At 69.1% G+C, this 14,092-nt stretch carries 12 protein-coding genes; 7 read left to right on the top strand and 5 right to left on the bottom strand.

The window, feature by feature from the left end; genetic code table 11:
- Positions 1 to 102: 102 nt before the first annotated feature.
- Complete coding sequence (locus ACIP6U_RS08815; RefSeq protein WP_401714359.1) at positions 103 to 879, top strand: SDR family NAD(P)-dependent oxidoreductase; 777 nt, start codon at positions 103 to 105, stop codon at positions 877 to 879.
- 79 nt (positions 880 to 958) lie between these two features.
- On the opposite strand, the gene ACIP6U_RS08820 is transcribed toward ACIP6U_RS08815, so the two are convergent.
- Positions 959 to 2,152 (bottom strand): RtcB family protein, encoded by a 1,194-nt coding sequence (locus tag ACIP6U_RS08820; RefSeq protein ID WP_401714360.1) that lies wholly within the window; start codon positions 2,150 to 2,152, stop codon positions 959 to 961.
- Positions 2,153 to 2,378: 226 nt separating this feature from the next.
- On the opposite strand from ACIP6U_RS08820, the gene ACIP6U_RS08825 reads away from it, so the two are divergent.
- The 3 genes from ACIP6U_RS08825 to ACIP6U_RS08835 all read left to right on the top strand — a co-directional run bounded on the left by ACIP6U_RS08825 (position 2,379) and on the right by ACIP6U_RS08835 (position 5,640).
- Complete coding sequence (locus tag ACIP6U_RS08825) at positions 2,379 to 3,206, top strand: DUF3558 domain-containing protein (protein WP_401714361.1); 828 nt, start codon at positions 2,379 to 2,381, stop codon at positions 3,204 to 3,206.
- Positions 3,207 to 3,324: 118 nt separating this feature from the next.
- Positions 3,325 to 4,233: a DUF3558 family protein gene (locus ACIP6U_RS08830; protein ID WP_401714362.1), complete on the top strand. Its 909-nt coding sequence runs from the start codon at positions 3,325 to 3,327 to the stop codon at positions 4,231 to 4,233.
- A 93-nt stretch (positions 4,234 to 4,326) separates the two neighbouring features.
- The gene (locus tag ACIP6U_RS08835; protein ID WP_401714363.1) at positions 4,327 to 5,640 is read left to right on the top strand and encodes a DUF2637 domain-containing protein; all 1,314 of its coding nucleotides are present in this window, start codon (positions 4,327 to 4,329) and stop codon (positions 5,638 to 5,640) included.
- A gap of 59 nt (positions 5,641 to 5,699) precedes the next feature.
- Here the strand turns inward: ACIP6U_RS08835 and lysS are convergent, their stop codons facing one another.
- The gene (gene lysS / locus ACIP6U_RS08840) at positions 5,700 to 7,439 is read right to left on the bottom strand and encodes a lysine--tRNA ligase (protein WP_401714364.1); all 1,740 of its coding nucleotides are present in this window, start codon (positions 7,437 to 7,439) and stop codon (positions 5,700 to 5,702) included.
- A gap of 322 nt (positions 7,440 to 7,761) precedes the next feature.
- Between lysS and argS the strand changes: the two genes are divergently transcribed.
- Positions 7,762 to 9,528 carry an arginine--tRNA ligase gene (argS, locus tag ACIP6U_RS08845; protein WP_401714365.1) on the top strand — a complete coding sequence of 589 codons (1,767 nt, stop codon included), beginning with the start codon at positions 7,762 to 7,764 and terminating at the stop codon, positions 9,526 to 9,528.
- A gap of 61 nt (positions 9,529 to 9,589) precedes the next feature.
- On the opposite strand, the gene ACIP6U_RS08850 is transcribed toward argS, so the two are convergent.
- Positions 9,590 to 11,545 (bottom strand): P-loop ATPase, Sll1717 family, encoded by a 1,956-nt coding sequence (locus tag ACIP6U_RS08850; RefSeq protein ID WP_401714444.1) that lies wholly within the window; start codon positions 11,543 to 11,545, stop codon positions 9,590 to 9,592.
- 102 nt (positions 11,546 to 11,647) lie between these two features.
- Positions 11,648 to 12,061, bottom strand: coding sequence for an ATP-binding protein (locus ACIP6U_RS08855; protein WP_401714366.1), 414 nt, complete (start codon positions 12,059 to 12,061; stop codon positions 11,648 to 11,650).
- A 112-nt stretch (positions 12,062 to 12,173) separates the two neighbouring features.
- Between ACIP6U_RS08855 and ACIP6U_RS08860 the strand changes: the two genes are divergently transcribed.
- Together ACIP6U_RS08860 and ACIP6U_RS08865 are read left to right on the top strand one after the other, a co-directional pair.
- Positions 12,174 to 13,001: a Scr1 family TA system antitoxin-like transcriptional regulator gene (locus ACIP6U_RS08860; RefSeq protein WP_401714367.1), complete on the top strand. Its 828-nt coding sequence runs from the start codon at positions 12,174 to 12,176 to the stop codon at positions 12,999 to 13,001.
- Entirely contained in the window at positions 12,998 to 13,249 is a 252-nt protein-coding gene (locus ACIP6U_RS08865) for a DUF397 domain-containing protein (protein WP_401714368.1), read from the top strand. The genes ACIP6U_RS08860 and ACIP6U_RS08865 overlap by 4 nt, the downstream gene beginning before the upstream one ends.
- On the opposite strand, the gene ACIP6U_RS08870 is transcribed toward ACIP6U_RS08865, so the two are convergent.
- Positions 13,221 to 14,045, bottom strand: coding sequence for a class I SAM-dependent methyltransferase (locus ACIP6U_RS08870; protein WP_401714369.1), 825 nt, complete (start codon positions 14,043 to 14,045; stop codon positions 13,221 to 13,223). The genes ACIP6U_RS08865 and ACIP6U_RS08870 overlap by 29 nt on opposite strands.
- Positions 14,046 to 14,092: the final 47 nt, after the last annotated feature.

Raw genomic sequence — 14,092 nt, forward strand, 5'->3', positions numbered from 1 at the left:
ACCGCGCGCACCCGGCATACAACGGCACCACCACGGCGAGACCCGTCCAGGCCCCCACCTATCCTGGCGAGGCCACGCAACCGCACGCCCAAGGAGCACCCCATGCCCACCGCAGCCCCGTCGACGGCATCCCGAATCGCGATCGTCACCGGCGCAAGCAGCGGCATCGGCGCGGCCACCGCCAGGCAACTCGCGGCTGCCGGCTACCGCGTAGTCCTCACCGCCCGCCGCAAGGACCGCATCGAAGCGCTGGCGGAAGAGATCACCGCGGCGGGCCACGCGGCGACGGCGTACCAGCTCGACGTCACGGACCGAGCCGCGGTGGACGAGTTCGCGACGGCCTTCAAATCAATCGGCGTACTGGTCAACAACGCCGGCGGAGCACTCGGCGCGGACCCGGTAGCCACCGGCGACCCCGCCGACTGGCGCACGATGTACGAGACCAACGTCATCGGCACCCTGAACCTCACCCAGGCCCTGCTCCCCAAGCTCGTCGCGAGCGGTGACGGCACGGTGGTCGTCGTCTCCTCCACCGCGGGCCACGGCACGTACGAGGGCGGCGGTGGCTATGTCGCCGCCAAGCACGGCGCCCACGTCCTCGCCGAGACCCTGCGCCTGGAGATCGTCGGCCAGCCGGTCCGCGTCATCGAGATCGCGCCCGGCATGGTCCGCACGGACGAGTTCGCGCTGACCCGCTTCAACGGCGACGAGGAGCGCGCGGCGAAGGTCTACCAGGGCGTGGCCGAGCCCCTCACCGCGGACGACGTCGCCGAGACGATCACCTGGGCCGTCACCCGCCCCAGCCACGTCAACGTGGACCTCCTGGTCCTGCGCCCCCGCGCCCAGGCCTCCAACACGAAGGTCCACCGGGAACTGTGACGCGCGGTGCCGCACGCCAACCGGCGTGCGGCACCGCGCAGTTCAGCCTTGAGCCACCGACCCCCGGACCTCCGGCTCGTCAGCCCTTCACACACACGACCTGCTTCAGCTTCGCCACGACCTCCACCAGGTCCCGCTGCTGCTCGATGACCTGCTCGATCGGCTTGTAGGCGCCCGGGATCTCGTCCACGACGCCGGAGTCCTTACGGCACTCCACGCCCCGCGTCTGCTCCTCCAGGTCCTTCGTGGAGAACCGCCGCTTGGCCGCCGTACGGCTCATGCGCCGACCGGCGCCGTGGGACGCCGAGTTGAAGGCCTTCGCGTTGCCGAGGCCCTTCACGATGTACGAGCCGGTGCCCATGGAGCCGGGGATGATCCCGAACTCGCCGGAGCCGGCCCGGATCGCGCCCTTGCGGGTGACGAGCAGGTCCATGCCCTCGTAGCGCTCTTCCGCCACGTAGTTGTGGTGCGCGCTGATCTCGGGCTCGAAGGTCGGCTTCGCCTTCCGGAACTCCTTGTGGATCACGTCCTTCAGGAGCGCCATCATGATCGAGCGGTTGCGCTTGGCGTACTCCTGCGCCCAGAACAGGTCGTTGCGGTACGCCGCCATCTGCGGGGTGTCCGCGACGAAGACGGCGAGGTCGCGGTCGACCAGGCCCTGGTTGTGCGGGAGCTTCTGGGCGATGCCGATGTGGTGCTCGGCCAGTTCCTTGCCGATGTTCCGGGAACCGGAGTGCAGCATCAGCCAGACAGAACCGGTCGTATCCGTACAAACCTCAATGAAGTGGTTTCCGGATCCGAGCGTTCCCATCTGCTTTCCGGCGCGCTCGTGACGGAACTTGACCGTGTCGGCGATTCCGTCGAACCGCCCCCAGAACTCGTCCCACCCCGCAGTGGCGAACCCATGAAAGCTCCCCGGCTTGACGGGATCGTCATGCATCCCCCGCCCCACCGGAATCGCCTGCTCGATCTTCGACCGCAGCCGCGACAGGTCCCCGGGAAGGTCGTTCGCCGTCAGTGAGGTCCGTACCGCCGACATCCCGCAGCCGATGTCCACGCCCACCGCGGCCGGGCACACGGCCCCGTGCATCGCGATGACGGAGCCGACCGTCGCGCCCTTGCCGTAGTGGACGTCCGGCATGACCGCGAGGCCCTTGATCCACGGAAGGGTCGCGACGTTGCGCAGCTGCTGGAGCGCGCCCTCGTCGACCGAGGCGGGGTCGGTCCACATGCGGATGGGAACCTTCGCCCCCGGCAGCTCTACGTACGACATCTCGTCCTCATTCCCCCGGAATGGCAACAAAAGCAAGTGAAAGTCTTGAATCGCATTAGCGACGCCAGGTGGGCCAAAAGAGACAACGGACCGGCGTCCACGGCCATGCGTGCGATAGACATTGTCTCCAGGGGACGCCCCGGTGCGGCAAGCGATTAACCAGCGGGGACACTGGAAGACCTGGCATGTCTACGGCCACCGGGCCGCCGTCGAGAGGAGCCCGTCCGTGCAGCGGAAGGCATACGTACCCGGCGCCGCCGCGCTACTCGCGGCGCTGCTGGCCGGCTGCACCGGCGGGTCCGGGGACACGGGTTCCACGGACAACTCCAACCCGGGTGACCCCAACGCGCCGACGGTCTCGGCCCAGCCGGGCCGGTACAACAGCCTCCCGGAGGCCTGCGGCGCGGTCAGCCAGGGCAACCTCGACTCGCTGCTGCCGGGCGCCAAGGAGATCACCGACGAGGACCAGCGGACCAAGTCCTACGCGGGCGAGGCCACGCAGACCTTCGACACCGACCGCAAGGTGGGCTGCCGTTGGAAGGTCGAGTCCGCGGACGCCACCGACCACCTCCACGTCGACTTCGAGCGGGTCGTCTCCTACGACAACGCCGTGAGCGACGACACACAGGCGAAGGAGCGCTTCGCGGAGAAGGAGGTCGCCGCCGACCTTCCTGAACCGGCCACCTCCAGCCCGGGTGCCGAGGACAGCGCGAGCGACACCGCGTCCCCCACGGCGAGTTCCTCCGCCACCGCCACCGCCGACCCCTCGGATTCCGCCTCGGGCTCCCCCTCCGGCTCCGTCACGCCCTCCGATCTCCAGCCCCGCGTCCTGGACGGCCTCGGCGACGAGGCGTACCTCGACGACGCGTTGAGCGGCTCCGCCTCAGCGGCCCAGCCGCGCACGGTGACTGTGGTGTTCCGCACGTCCAACGTCATCGTGACGATCGAGTACGAGGAGCAGCCGGCCGGTGGCGGCAGCACCCCGGACAGCAAGGAAATGCAGGACAAGGCCCGGAAACTGGCCTCTCAACTGGCCGACACACTGAGCGGCTGACCCCCTCCGGGCGCCCCCACGTGCCCGTTCGCAAAGCGGATGAAGCCGAACCGCACAGCTTCTTCACCGACTACCGTGGCCCCTCGGACCCGATCCGACGGCAGGAACCACAAGCGTCATGAGTGAAGGAACCATGCAGCGACCAGCACAGCCAGTCCGACGGAACGAGCGAGACCGACGGGGGAAGCGGCGCCACCGTGTCCTTGTCGGCGCGGCCGCCCTCCCCGCACTGCTGCTCGCCGCCGGCTGCTCCTCCGACTCCGGTGACGGCGGCGGCAGCAGCGCGGCGGGCGGGGACGGCTCGGCCTCCGCGAGCGCGGCACCGACCGTGCAGGCGGCGGCGTACCAGAAGCTGCCGGACTCCTGCGCCGTACTGTCGAAGAAGACGTTGACCTCGCTCGTGCCCAAGGGCGCGAAGTCCGGCAAGGAGGGCACGTCGAGCGACACGGGCACGCGGGCGAGCTGCTCCTGGAACAGCCTGGACAACAACGGCGTGAAGGGCTCGCAGTTCCGCTGGCTGAACGTCTCGCTGCTGCGCTTCGAGTCGGACGTCACGCGCGGCGAGGGCGACAAGCTGGCGCAGACGTACTTCGACAAGCAGGTCAAGGACGCCCAGGCGACGCCGGGCGCGAAGAACACGAAGGCGCAGCCGGTGACCGGGATCGGTGACGCGGCGACCCTCGTGCGCTACGACCTGAAGAAGAAGGAAGGCGCCTTCAAGCAGCAGACGATCGTGACGCGCGTCGAGAACGTCGTCGTCACGCTCGACTACAACGGCGCGGGTCTGGCCGGCGAGAAGACGCCGAACGCGGACACGCTCGCCAAGCTGGCGCAGAAGGCGGCCGCGGAGGCGGTCGGCGCGGTGTCGGCGGCCAACGGCGCGGGCACGGGCACCGGTTCGGGCTCCGGCTCAGATTCCGGTTCTGCAACGACGACCCCGGCTCCCTCCAAGTCCGCGTCCACCTCGGCCTCTCCGTCCACCGCGAAGTCCGCAACCCCGTCCAAGTCTGCTGCGAAGAAGAGCTGACGGGGGCCACCGGCAACCCGTGCGCCGCACACATGTGCCACTCTGTTGCGCGCAACAACACGCACTGGGAGGGGAGTACGGGTGGCCGCGCCAATGCAGCTGACTCGGATGCACCGCGTTCTCATCGGCGTGGTCGTGTTCGGCGCTGTGATCATCGCCGGCATCGGCTTCGCCGGTTCGTACGCGGCGGTCCGCGAGTTGGCACTCAAGAAGGGCTTCGGGAACTTCGCGTACGTGTTCCCGATCGGCATCGACGCGGGCATCTGCGTCCTGCTCGCCCTCGACCTCCTGCTGACCTGGATCCGCATACCGTTCCCGCTGCTGCGCCAGACGGCATGGCTGCTGACGGTCGCCACCATCGCCTTCAACGGCGCGGCGGCCTGGCCCGACCCGCTGGGCGTGGGCATGCACGCGGTCATCCCGGTGCTGTTCGTCGTCTCGGTCGAGGCGGCCCGGCACGCGATCGGCCGCATCGCCGACATCACGGCCGACAAGCACATGGAGGGCGTCCGCCTCACCCGCTGGCTGCTCTCCCCCATCCCGACCTTCCTCCTCTGGCGCCGGATGAAGCTGTGGGAGCTGCGCTCCTACGAGCAGGTCATCAAGCTGGAGCAGGACCGCCTCGTCTACCAGGCCCGCCTCAACTCCCGTTTCGGCCGCGCCTGGCGCCGCAAGGCCCCGGTCGAGTCCCTGATGCCCCTGCGCCTGGCCCGCTACGGCGTCCCGCTGGCCGAGACCGCCCCCGCGGGTCTGGCCGCGGCCGGCATCGAGCCCGTACTCCTGCCACCGGCCCCGCAGTTGGAGGCGGCGGCGCCCCCGGCGGTCGTGCAGAACAACCAGGCACCGGTACGCGAGGAACTCCCCGCTCCCGAACAGCCGCAGCAGCCGGCCTACGCCGACGGGGCAGCCCCCGAGCAGCAGAACCCGTGGCTGCACTCGCGCGACCCGCAGTCCATCGCCTACCAGGGCAGCTACGACCCGAACTTCGACCCGGACGCCCAGTGGGACGAGGAACAGCGGTACAAGGAGCAGCAGTACGAGGAGCAGCGCCGCTTCGAGGAGCAGCAGCGCTTCCAGGAGCGCCGGCTCTTCGAGCAGCAGATGATCGAGGAGCCCCCGGCCCCTGAGCCCTCGCCCGAGGACACCGGCACGTTCCCGATCCCGGCCGGTCCTGGTCGTACCCGTGATATGGGTGCGGGAGGGGGCACCGAGCCGACCGAGGACGACTACTACCTGGTCTTCCGCGAGTCGATAAAGGGCGGCAACGGCGCGCCCACCCCGCGCGGCTTCATCGAGGACGTCCACGCGACCCACGCCGTCACGCTCGGCGAGGCCGACGCCAAGCGCATGGTGACCCGCTTCACCAACCGGCTCAACACCGAAATGGCGGACGAGCACATCGCCTGAACCGCGCTGAGCACATGAAAAAGAGGCCCTCTCACCGAGAGGGCCTCTTTTTGTACCGCCTACTCCCCGAGCAGGGCCCGTACCCGCTCCTGCCCCACCGCCAGCAGCAGCGCCGGCAGGCGCGGACCGGTGTCGCGGCCGACGAGGAGCTGGTAGAGGAGGGCGAAGAAGGTGCGCTGGGCGGTCTTGATCTCGGCGGGCAGTTCCTTGGGCCCGGCGTCGGCGGAGAAGCCGGCCTGGACCTTGGGGACGCCGTACACGAGGTGCGAGAGACCGTCGAGCGACCAGTGCGACTCAAGCCCGTCGAGCAGCAGCCGCAGCGACTGCTGGGACGCCTCGTCGAGGGACTTCAGCAGCTCGGCGTCGGGCTCGGCGCGCACGATGGTCCGCTGGTCGGCGGGGACGTGCGTGTTGATCCAGGCCTCGGCCTTGTCGAGCCGGGGCCGCACCTCGTCGAGGTCGGCCAGCGGGTTGGCCGGGTCCAGCTCGCCGAGGATGCGCAGCGTCTGGTCCTGGTTGCCGGCGGTGATGTCGGCGACGGACGCGAGCGTGCGGTACGGCAGCGGCCGGGGGGTGGTCGGCAGCTCACCGCCCGCGGTGCGCACCGCGCGGGCGTGCGCGGCGAGGTCGGCGGGCAGCGCGGAGCCGTCGGCGACCTTCGCGTCCAGCTTGTCCCACTCGTCGTAGAGCCGCTGGATCTCCTGGTCGAAGGCGATCTTGAAGGACTGGTTGGGCCGGCGCCGGGCGTAGAGCCAGCGCAGCAGCTGCGGCTCCATGATCTTCAGGGCATCGCCGGGGGTGGGCACCCCGCCCCTCGACGACGACATCTTCGCCATTCCGGAGATACCGACGAACGCGTACATCGGCCCGATCGGCTGCTTGCCGCCGAAGATGCCGACGATCTGGCCGCCGACCTGGAACGAGGACCCGGGCGAGGAGTGGTCGACCCCGCTGGGCTCGAAGACGACACCCTCGTAGGCCCAGCGCATCGGCCAGTCGACCTTCCAGACCAGCTTGCCGCGGTTGAACTCGCTGAGCAGGACGGTCTCGGTGAAGCCGTCCTCGGTGCAGACGTACGTCAGCTCCGTGGTGTCGTCGTCGTACGCGGTGACGGTGGTGAGGTCCTTGCCGCAGGCGCCGCAGAAGGGCTTGTACGGGAAGTAGCCGGCGGAGCCGGAGGCCCCGTCGTCCTCGCTCGCCGCGCCGGAGCCCTCGGCGGCCTCCAACTCGGCCTCGTCGACCGCCTTCTGGGACTGCTTGGCCGGCGCCTTCTTGGTCCGGTACTGGTCGAGGATCGCGTCGATGTCGCCGCGGTGCTTCATGGCGTGCAGGATCTGCTCGCGGTACACCCCGGAGGTGTACTGCGCGGTCTGACTGATCCCGTCGAACTCCACACCCAGCTCGGCCAGCGCCTCGGCCATCGCGACCTTGAAGTGCTCGGCCCAGTTCGGGTACGCGGACCCCTTCGGCGCGGGCACGGACGTCAGCGGCTTGCCGATGTGCTCGGCCCAGGACTCGTCGACCCCGGGGACACCGTTCGGCACCTTGCGGTACCGGTCGTAGTCGTCCCACGAGATCAGATGCCGCACCTCCCGCCCCCGCCGCCGGATCTCGTCGGCGACGAGATGCGGGGTCATGACCTCACGCAGGTTGCCCAGGTGGATGGGACCGGAGGGGGACAGCCCGGACGCGACGACGACAGGTTTGCCGGGGGCCCGACGCTCCGACTCCTCGATGACCTCATCCGCGAAACGGGAGACCCAGTCGGTGGTCTCGGTGCTCTGAGCCACGATCGGCACGTCCTTCTTTCTGGCGCGGGGTAGCCGGTACGGTCGCACGGCTGACCGCCCCATTGTCCCAGGCGACCCGACATCCGCGAAAACGCCTTTTCGATGCCGGCGCACCCGCCTCTCAAGGCTCGCGCGGCTGACGCTTGGATGGCGGCGCAGCCACCTCTCAAGGCTCGCTGGGCTGAGGCTTGGATGGCGGCGCAGCCGCCTTCAAGGGGCGCGGGGAACTGCGCGACCAGCCCCCACCGGGCCCGCACCCGAAAACCCGCTTTACCCCCCATGGGATACTGACTGTGTCTACGCATCCCACGAGGAGAACGGCTCCCACCCCATGACCTCGGTCACGTCGCTCACCGACCTAGTCCACCAGCGCCTCGCGAACGCCCTCTCGGCCACCCTGCCGGAGGCGGACGCGGACCCGTTGCTGCGACGTAGCGACCGCGCCGACTTCCAGGCGAACGGCATCCTCGCCCTCGCGAAGAAGGCCAAGGCGAACCCTCGGGAGCTGGCCACACAGGTCGTCGCACGTGTCGAGTCGGGTGACGTGATCAAGGACATCGAGGTCTCCGGCCCCGGCTTCCTGAACATCACGATCACCGACAAGGCGATCACCGAGAACCTCGCGGCGCGCTACGCGGACGAGACCCGCCTCGGCGTGCCCCTGACCGCACACCCCGGCACGACGGTCATCGACTACGCCCAGCCGAACGTGGCGAAGGAGATGCACGTAGGCCACCTCCGCTCCGCGGTGATCGGCGACGCGCTCGTCCAACTCCTGGAGTTCACCGGCGAGTCGGTGGTGCGCAGGCACCACATCGGCGACTGGGGAACGCAGTTCGGCATGCTGATCCAGTATCTGGACGAGCACCCGGGCGAGTTGGACCACGCCGACGGTGAGGTCACCGGTGAGGAGGCGATGTCGAACCTCGACCGCCTCTACAAGGCCGCGCGCAAACTCTTCGACTCCGACGAGGAGTTCAAGACGAGGGCGCGCCGCAGGGTGGTCGACCTCCAGGCGGGCGAGCCGCAGACACTCGCCGCGTGGCAGAAGTTCGTGGACGAGTCGAAGATCTACTTCTTCTCCGTCTTCGAGAAGCTGGACATGGAGATCCGGGACGCGGACATCGTCGGCGAGTCGGGCTACAACGACATGCTGGACGAGACGTGCCGCCTCCTCGAGGAGTCCGGGGTCGCGGAGATCTCGGACGGCGCGCTGTGCGTGTTCTTCGACGACATCAAGGGCCCGGACGGCAACCGGACCCCACTGATCGTGCGCAAGTCGGACGGCGGCTACGGCTACGCGGCGACGGACCTTTCGGCGATCAGGGACAGGGTCTTCAACCTCAAGGCAACGAGCCTGCTCTACGTGGTCGACGTCCGCCAGTCCTTGCACTTCAAGATGGTCTTCGAGACCGCACGACGGGCAGGCTGGCTGAACGACGACGTCACGGCGTTCCAACTCGCCTTCGGCACGATCCTCGGCAAGGACGGCAAGCCGTTCAAGACGCGTGAGGGCGTGTCGGTGAAGCTGGAGGACCTCCTCGACGAGGCGGTTCAGCGCGCCACGACGGTCGTCCGGGACAAAGCGGAAAAGGTCGGCCTGACGGAACAGGAGATCATCGACAACGGCCGCTACGTGGGCATCGGCGCGGTGAAGTACGCCGACCTGTCCACGTCCGCGGTACGGGACTACAAGTTCGACCTGGACCAGATGGTCTCCCTGAGCGGCGACACGTCGGTGTACCTCCAGTACGCGTACGCCCGAATCCAATCGATCCTCCGCAAGGCGGGCGAGGCAAGCCCGTCTGCCCACCCGGAACTCGAACTGGCCCCGGCGGAACGTGCGCTGGGCCTGCACCTGGACCAGTTCAGCGAGGTGGTGGCGGAGGCGGCGAAGGAGTACGCCCCCCACAAACTGACGGCGTACCTCTACCAACTGGCATCCGTCCTGACGACGTTCTACGACCAGTGCCACGTACTGTCCCCGGACAACTCCCCGGAGGTCGTGGAAAACCGCCTGTTCCTGGTGGACCTCACGGCGCGGACGCTGCAGCGGGGGATGGCGCTGCTGGGGATCAGGACGCCCGAGAAGCTCTGACGGTGGGCCGGTTCGGCGGGCGGCCCGGTCTGCCCGCCGAACCGCCTCACGTGGTGTTCCGTCAGGGCCCGTCCGAACTGCCCGAGCTCCCATACGCCCCACCCGCCTGACGCCTCAACCGCCCCGCCTCCTGTCGTACCCGCCGCACCACATCCCCCGCCCCCGTGGAGTCGTCCAGCCCACCCGCGAGAAGCTGCGCAGCGAGCGTGTCGAAGTAGTGGGCGGTGACCAGGACCCGGTCTTCCAAGTCGTAAGCCGAACCCGCCCCCGACGGCAGGACGTTGACCTCGTCGAGAACCCGGTTGATCTGTTGGGTGATCTCGTCCCGGGCCCCCTGCGCCAGACTCACCGCCCTGCTCGTCTGCGCGAGGATCGAGTGGCAGGAGCGGCGGAGTTCCTCGACGAGCCGGTAGTCACGAGTGGGCGTGGAGGTGAACCCGCCGTCGTTGACGCCACCCTGGTTGCCGCCCTGGACGACCCGGTCGACCGCCGCGCCTAGCTCGAAGTGCCGTAGGACGACCGCGCTGTTGGCGCCGAGCGCCGCCCGGAAGCAGGGGTGGACGTGGAACTCCGTCTCGTGGAACTGCGCCGGCAGGTCGTCGCCCCCGGCGAACACCACGTCTTCGCCCCGCCGCACCCCGAGAAAGCCCACCGCGTAGAGGACGTCCACGACACCCGGCGCCGTCAACGCCTCGGCGTACGCCGGGAACAGCCGGTGCAACGACTCGGCCGCCGCCGAGAAACGCGTCCCGAGGACCGCCCGGGTCACCACGTACCCGGTGTTCTGGAAGAGGGGGAACAGGTGCTTGAGGAAGGGGTGCGCCACCAAGTACTCCAGCGCCAGGTCCTTCAACTTCCAGTCGGAGAACTGCCGTCCGGCCTGGACGACGTCCGCCTCCGTGATCCGGTCCCGGCCGTGGAGCAGCGACGCGGTCTCCTGGCAGAGGTTGAGGAACTGGATCGCGTCCCGGGGGCGCGGCAGACACCGCCGGAAGAGGTAGCCCGCCGTCTCCTCCCCCGCCACCTCCGCCGGGAACAGCTCGCCCCACAACACCTCGGCCGTCAGCCCCGCCCCGGCGGACGCCCGCGCCCGGGCCAACGCCAGGTCCCGCAGGGCCTGTTCGGTCCAGGTGATCCGCAGTTCGTCGCCGCGGAACTTGTCGCCCTCACCGAAGTGCAGCGAGTCATAGATGTCGGCGCGCAGGAACAGCAGGACCCGCACCGCGGGACCGTAGAGACTCGCCGCGTGTTTGGCCGCCAACAGCAGGCCGATCACCATGGAGTTGCTGTCCGTCTCGGCCGACCACACCAACTCCAGCTGGTCGACCATGAGCAGCAGCGGTCCGTGCGTTTCGGCGCCGTCGTCGACAGCGCCGCCGTCGGGATCACCGCAGCCCAGGTCGGCGAAGGCCTGCGCCACGCCCTGCTCGACGACGTCCAACTGCCGCGTGGCCTGCGCCCCTTCGGACAACGGCGACTGCGCGAGATCCAGCCCCGCCCTGAACCCGAACGCCTCCAGCGACAGCGAGGTCTGCAACCCCCGCGCGGCCTGCGCGAGTCGGTCTCCGAACCGTCCGTCCGCCGACTCGCCGTTCTGCTTCAGGAACCGTGCCAGCGCCTTCACCGAGTCGGGCCGGTACCCGTGCACGTCCTTCGCGTGGGCCACCAAGTGCCGTGCCGCGTATACGGCGAAGAGGTACCGCCAGATCAGCGCCTTCGCCGAGTCCCCGGGCAGCCCCTGCAACTCGAAGCGCCGGATCTCCTCACCCGCGGTCTCGTCCGGCGGGATCAGTTCGGTCCCGGCGTAGTGGCCGGCGCCGTCCGCCTTGAGCTGCATGCAGATGGCGCTCTTGCCGGACCCCTTGCGCCCGATGATCAGCATCTTGCGCCCACTGAGCGCGCCCCGGTACGCGGCGTTGGGCAGAAACCCGCCGCGCAGCAACAGGCCGTCCGTCACGTCCCGTTCGGCATCCTCGCGCCCGAAGTGCAGCTGTTCGAGCAACGGCCCGTCGGCCATCCCGGCACCCGCTCCCCGTCCCCCTCGTCCGTCCACGCCTCCACGGTATCGGGACGCGAGGGTGCGGCGAGTAAGCAGGCGGGTACGCAGGGGAACTCCCGTTCAGCCCGCGCACGCGAACTCGCACCACACCACCTTGCCGAGATCCCGTTGCCCCACCCCCCACTTGTCCGACAGCGCGGCGACGAGGAACAGCCCCCTGCCTCCCTCGTCCGGCTCGTCGGGCTCGTCCGCGACCCTCGGTACACCGGTCCCGGAGTCGTGCACCTCGATCCGGAGTACGTCACCGTCGTACCGCACGCGCAGCAGGAAGCCGCGGCCGGGCGGGGCGCCGTGCAGGACGGCGTTGGTGGCCAGTTCGCTGACGCACAGCACGAGGTCGTCTGCGCGGGCCCAGGCGGCGAGACCCCAGTGGATCAGGGACCAGCGGGCGAAGTGCCGGGCGGCGGGGACGGAGCGGCGATGGCGGGCGTAGAACTGATCGCGCTGGTAGGGGAGTTCGGTTGCGGCATTCACGGGACGAATGTCGCGCAGAGTCACTACTGTGGATCACTGCGTCAACCCGTACAGATTTTTTGTACGGGTTCGTGCGAGGTCGTGTACGAGAACGCAGGGGGAGTTGACCGGCATGAACTCCAGGAAACTTCCGCGGAAGAAGAACCTCTCGGCGATGAAGATGCTGGGCGCGCAGGTGGGCGCGGCGCGCCGTGCGGCGGGTCTTACGCAGCGTGAGCTGGCGGCCCTGGCGAGGGTCGAAGAGGAGACGATGGCCTCCATCGAGCAGGGCCGACGAGCACTGAAACCGGACCTCGCGGTGCTGCTGGAGGAAATCCTGGACGCGAAGGGCATGTTGGTCATCGGCCTGGAGAACCTGCCGGAGATCGACCAGTTCCCGATGTTCGCCGAGTTGTACGTGCAGCACGAGCGCGAAGCAATCGCCCTGTCCTGGTACGACACCCTGGTCGTCCCCGGCCTGCTCCAGACCCAGGCGTACGCCCGCGCGCTGCTGAGCGGCCGCGTCCCCGCGTACGACCCCGACGAGCTGGACATGAAGATCGCGGCCCGTCTCGGCCGCCAGGAGATCCTGCAACGCAAGGTCCCGCCGACACTCAGTTTCGTCATCTGGGAACCGGCACTACTCATGCCGACCGGCGGCCGCGCAACGCACCTGGCCCAACTGCGATTTCTGCGCGAGCAGTCCGAACTCCCCGGCTTGTCCTTGCAGATTCTGCCCCTGAATCGCACCTCGCACGCGGGAGACGCGGGGTCCTTCACCCTGCTCGAAACACCCGACCACCAGCAGCTCGCGTACACCGAGTCGCAGCGCGGCAGCCAGTGGGTTTCCGACCCAGAGGAGGTGTCCATCCTGGCCCGCAAGTATGCGATGCTGCGAACGCAGGCCCTCACGACCGAGGACTCCCAAAGCCTGCTGGGCCGTCTGGTAGGAGAGCAATGAACACCGCACGTCAGTGGTTCAAGTCGACCTACAGCAGCAGCGAAGGCGGCGCATGCTTGGAAGTCGCGTACACCTGGCGGAAGTCCAGCTACAGCAGCAGCGAGGGCGGCCAATGTGTCGAGGTAGCCACGTGCCCCCACACCATCCACATCCGCGACTCCAAGAACCCCGCGGACACCGGCCCCACCCTCCACCTCACCCCCACCGCGTGGGCCGCCTTCACCGCCGCCGACTGCGCCGCACACTGACCGCCATCGTCGCGTAGGGCATCGAAAACGCCCCGCCCCGCACATCGATCGCCGCACCCACCGCCTCAAGCACCGGCGCCAACCGCTCCGCAGGAAACCGCGTGAACGCCCCCTGCGTCGGCATGACATCCAGCCACGCGTCCCGCGTATACGTGAACTCCCAGTCGTACCGCCACTGTTCAGGTTCCCCGAACCGCCCACCGGCAGCCCGCATACCGTCCGCCGCCTTGTCGAGCAGCGGCTGATACGGCTCGGCGGCCTGTTGAGACATGGCGGCCCGGAAGTCGAACGGCACTTCCGGCAAGGCCCGTTCACACGCGCTCGCGATGACCTCGGCCAGGTCGGACGGAATCAGGGCGACATTCCAGAACGGCACCAGCAACCCCCCGCCCCGCAACACCCGCGCCGCCTTCTCCGCCCCGGCGACGGGATCGACCCAGTGCCAGGCCGTCCCGGCGACCACCGCGTCGAACTCCCGCCCCCCAGGCTCCCATTCCTCGAAGGTGGACACGTCGGTCTCGACTCCGTGCCGCCGCGCGAGGTCGGCCATCCGGGCATCCGGCTCCACACCGAGCACAGTGCGACCGACCGCCTGGAACTGCCGCGCGGCGATCCCCGTACCGCAGCCGACGTCGAGCACGCGCACCCCCGCGAGGGCGATCCGATCGATCAGCGCGTCGGGATAGCGCGGCCTTGCCCGGTCATAGCGTTCCGCATCCGTGCCGAAGGACTCCGCGATGTCCCGGCGGGCATGAGGCTGATCCCCCGAAGACGGTGAAGACGGTAGAGTGGGCATGCGCCCACTATGGGTGGGCACGCGCCCACTCGTCAACGTCGAGGAAA

Source organism: Streptomyces sp. NPDC088794, from assembly GCF_044750545.1.
GTDB lineage: Bacteria > Actinomycetota > Actinomycetes > Streptomycetales > Streptomycetaceae > Streptomyces.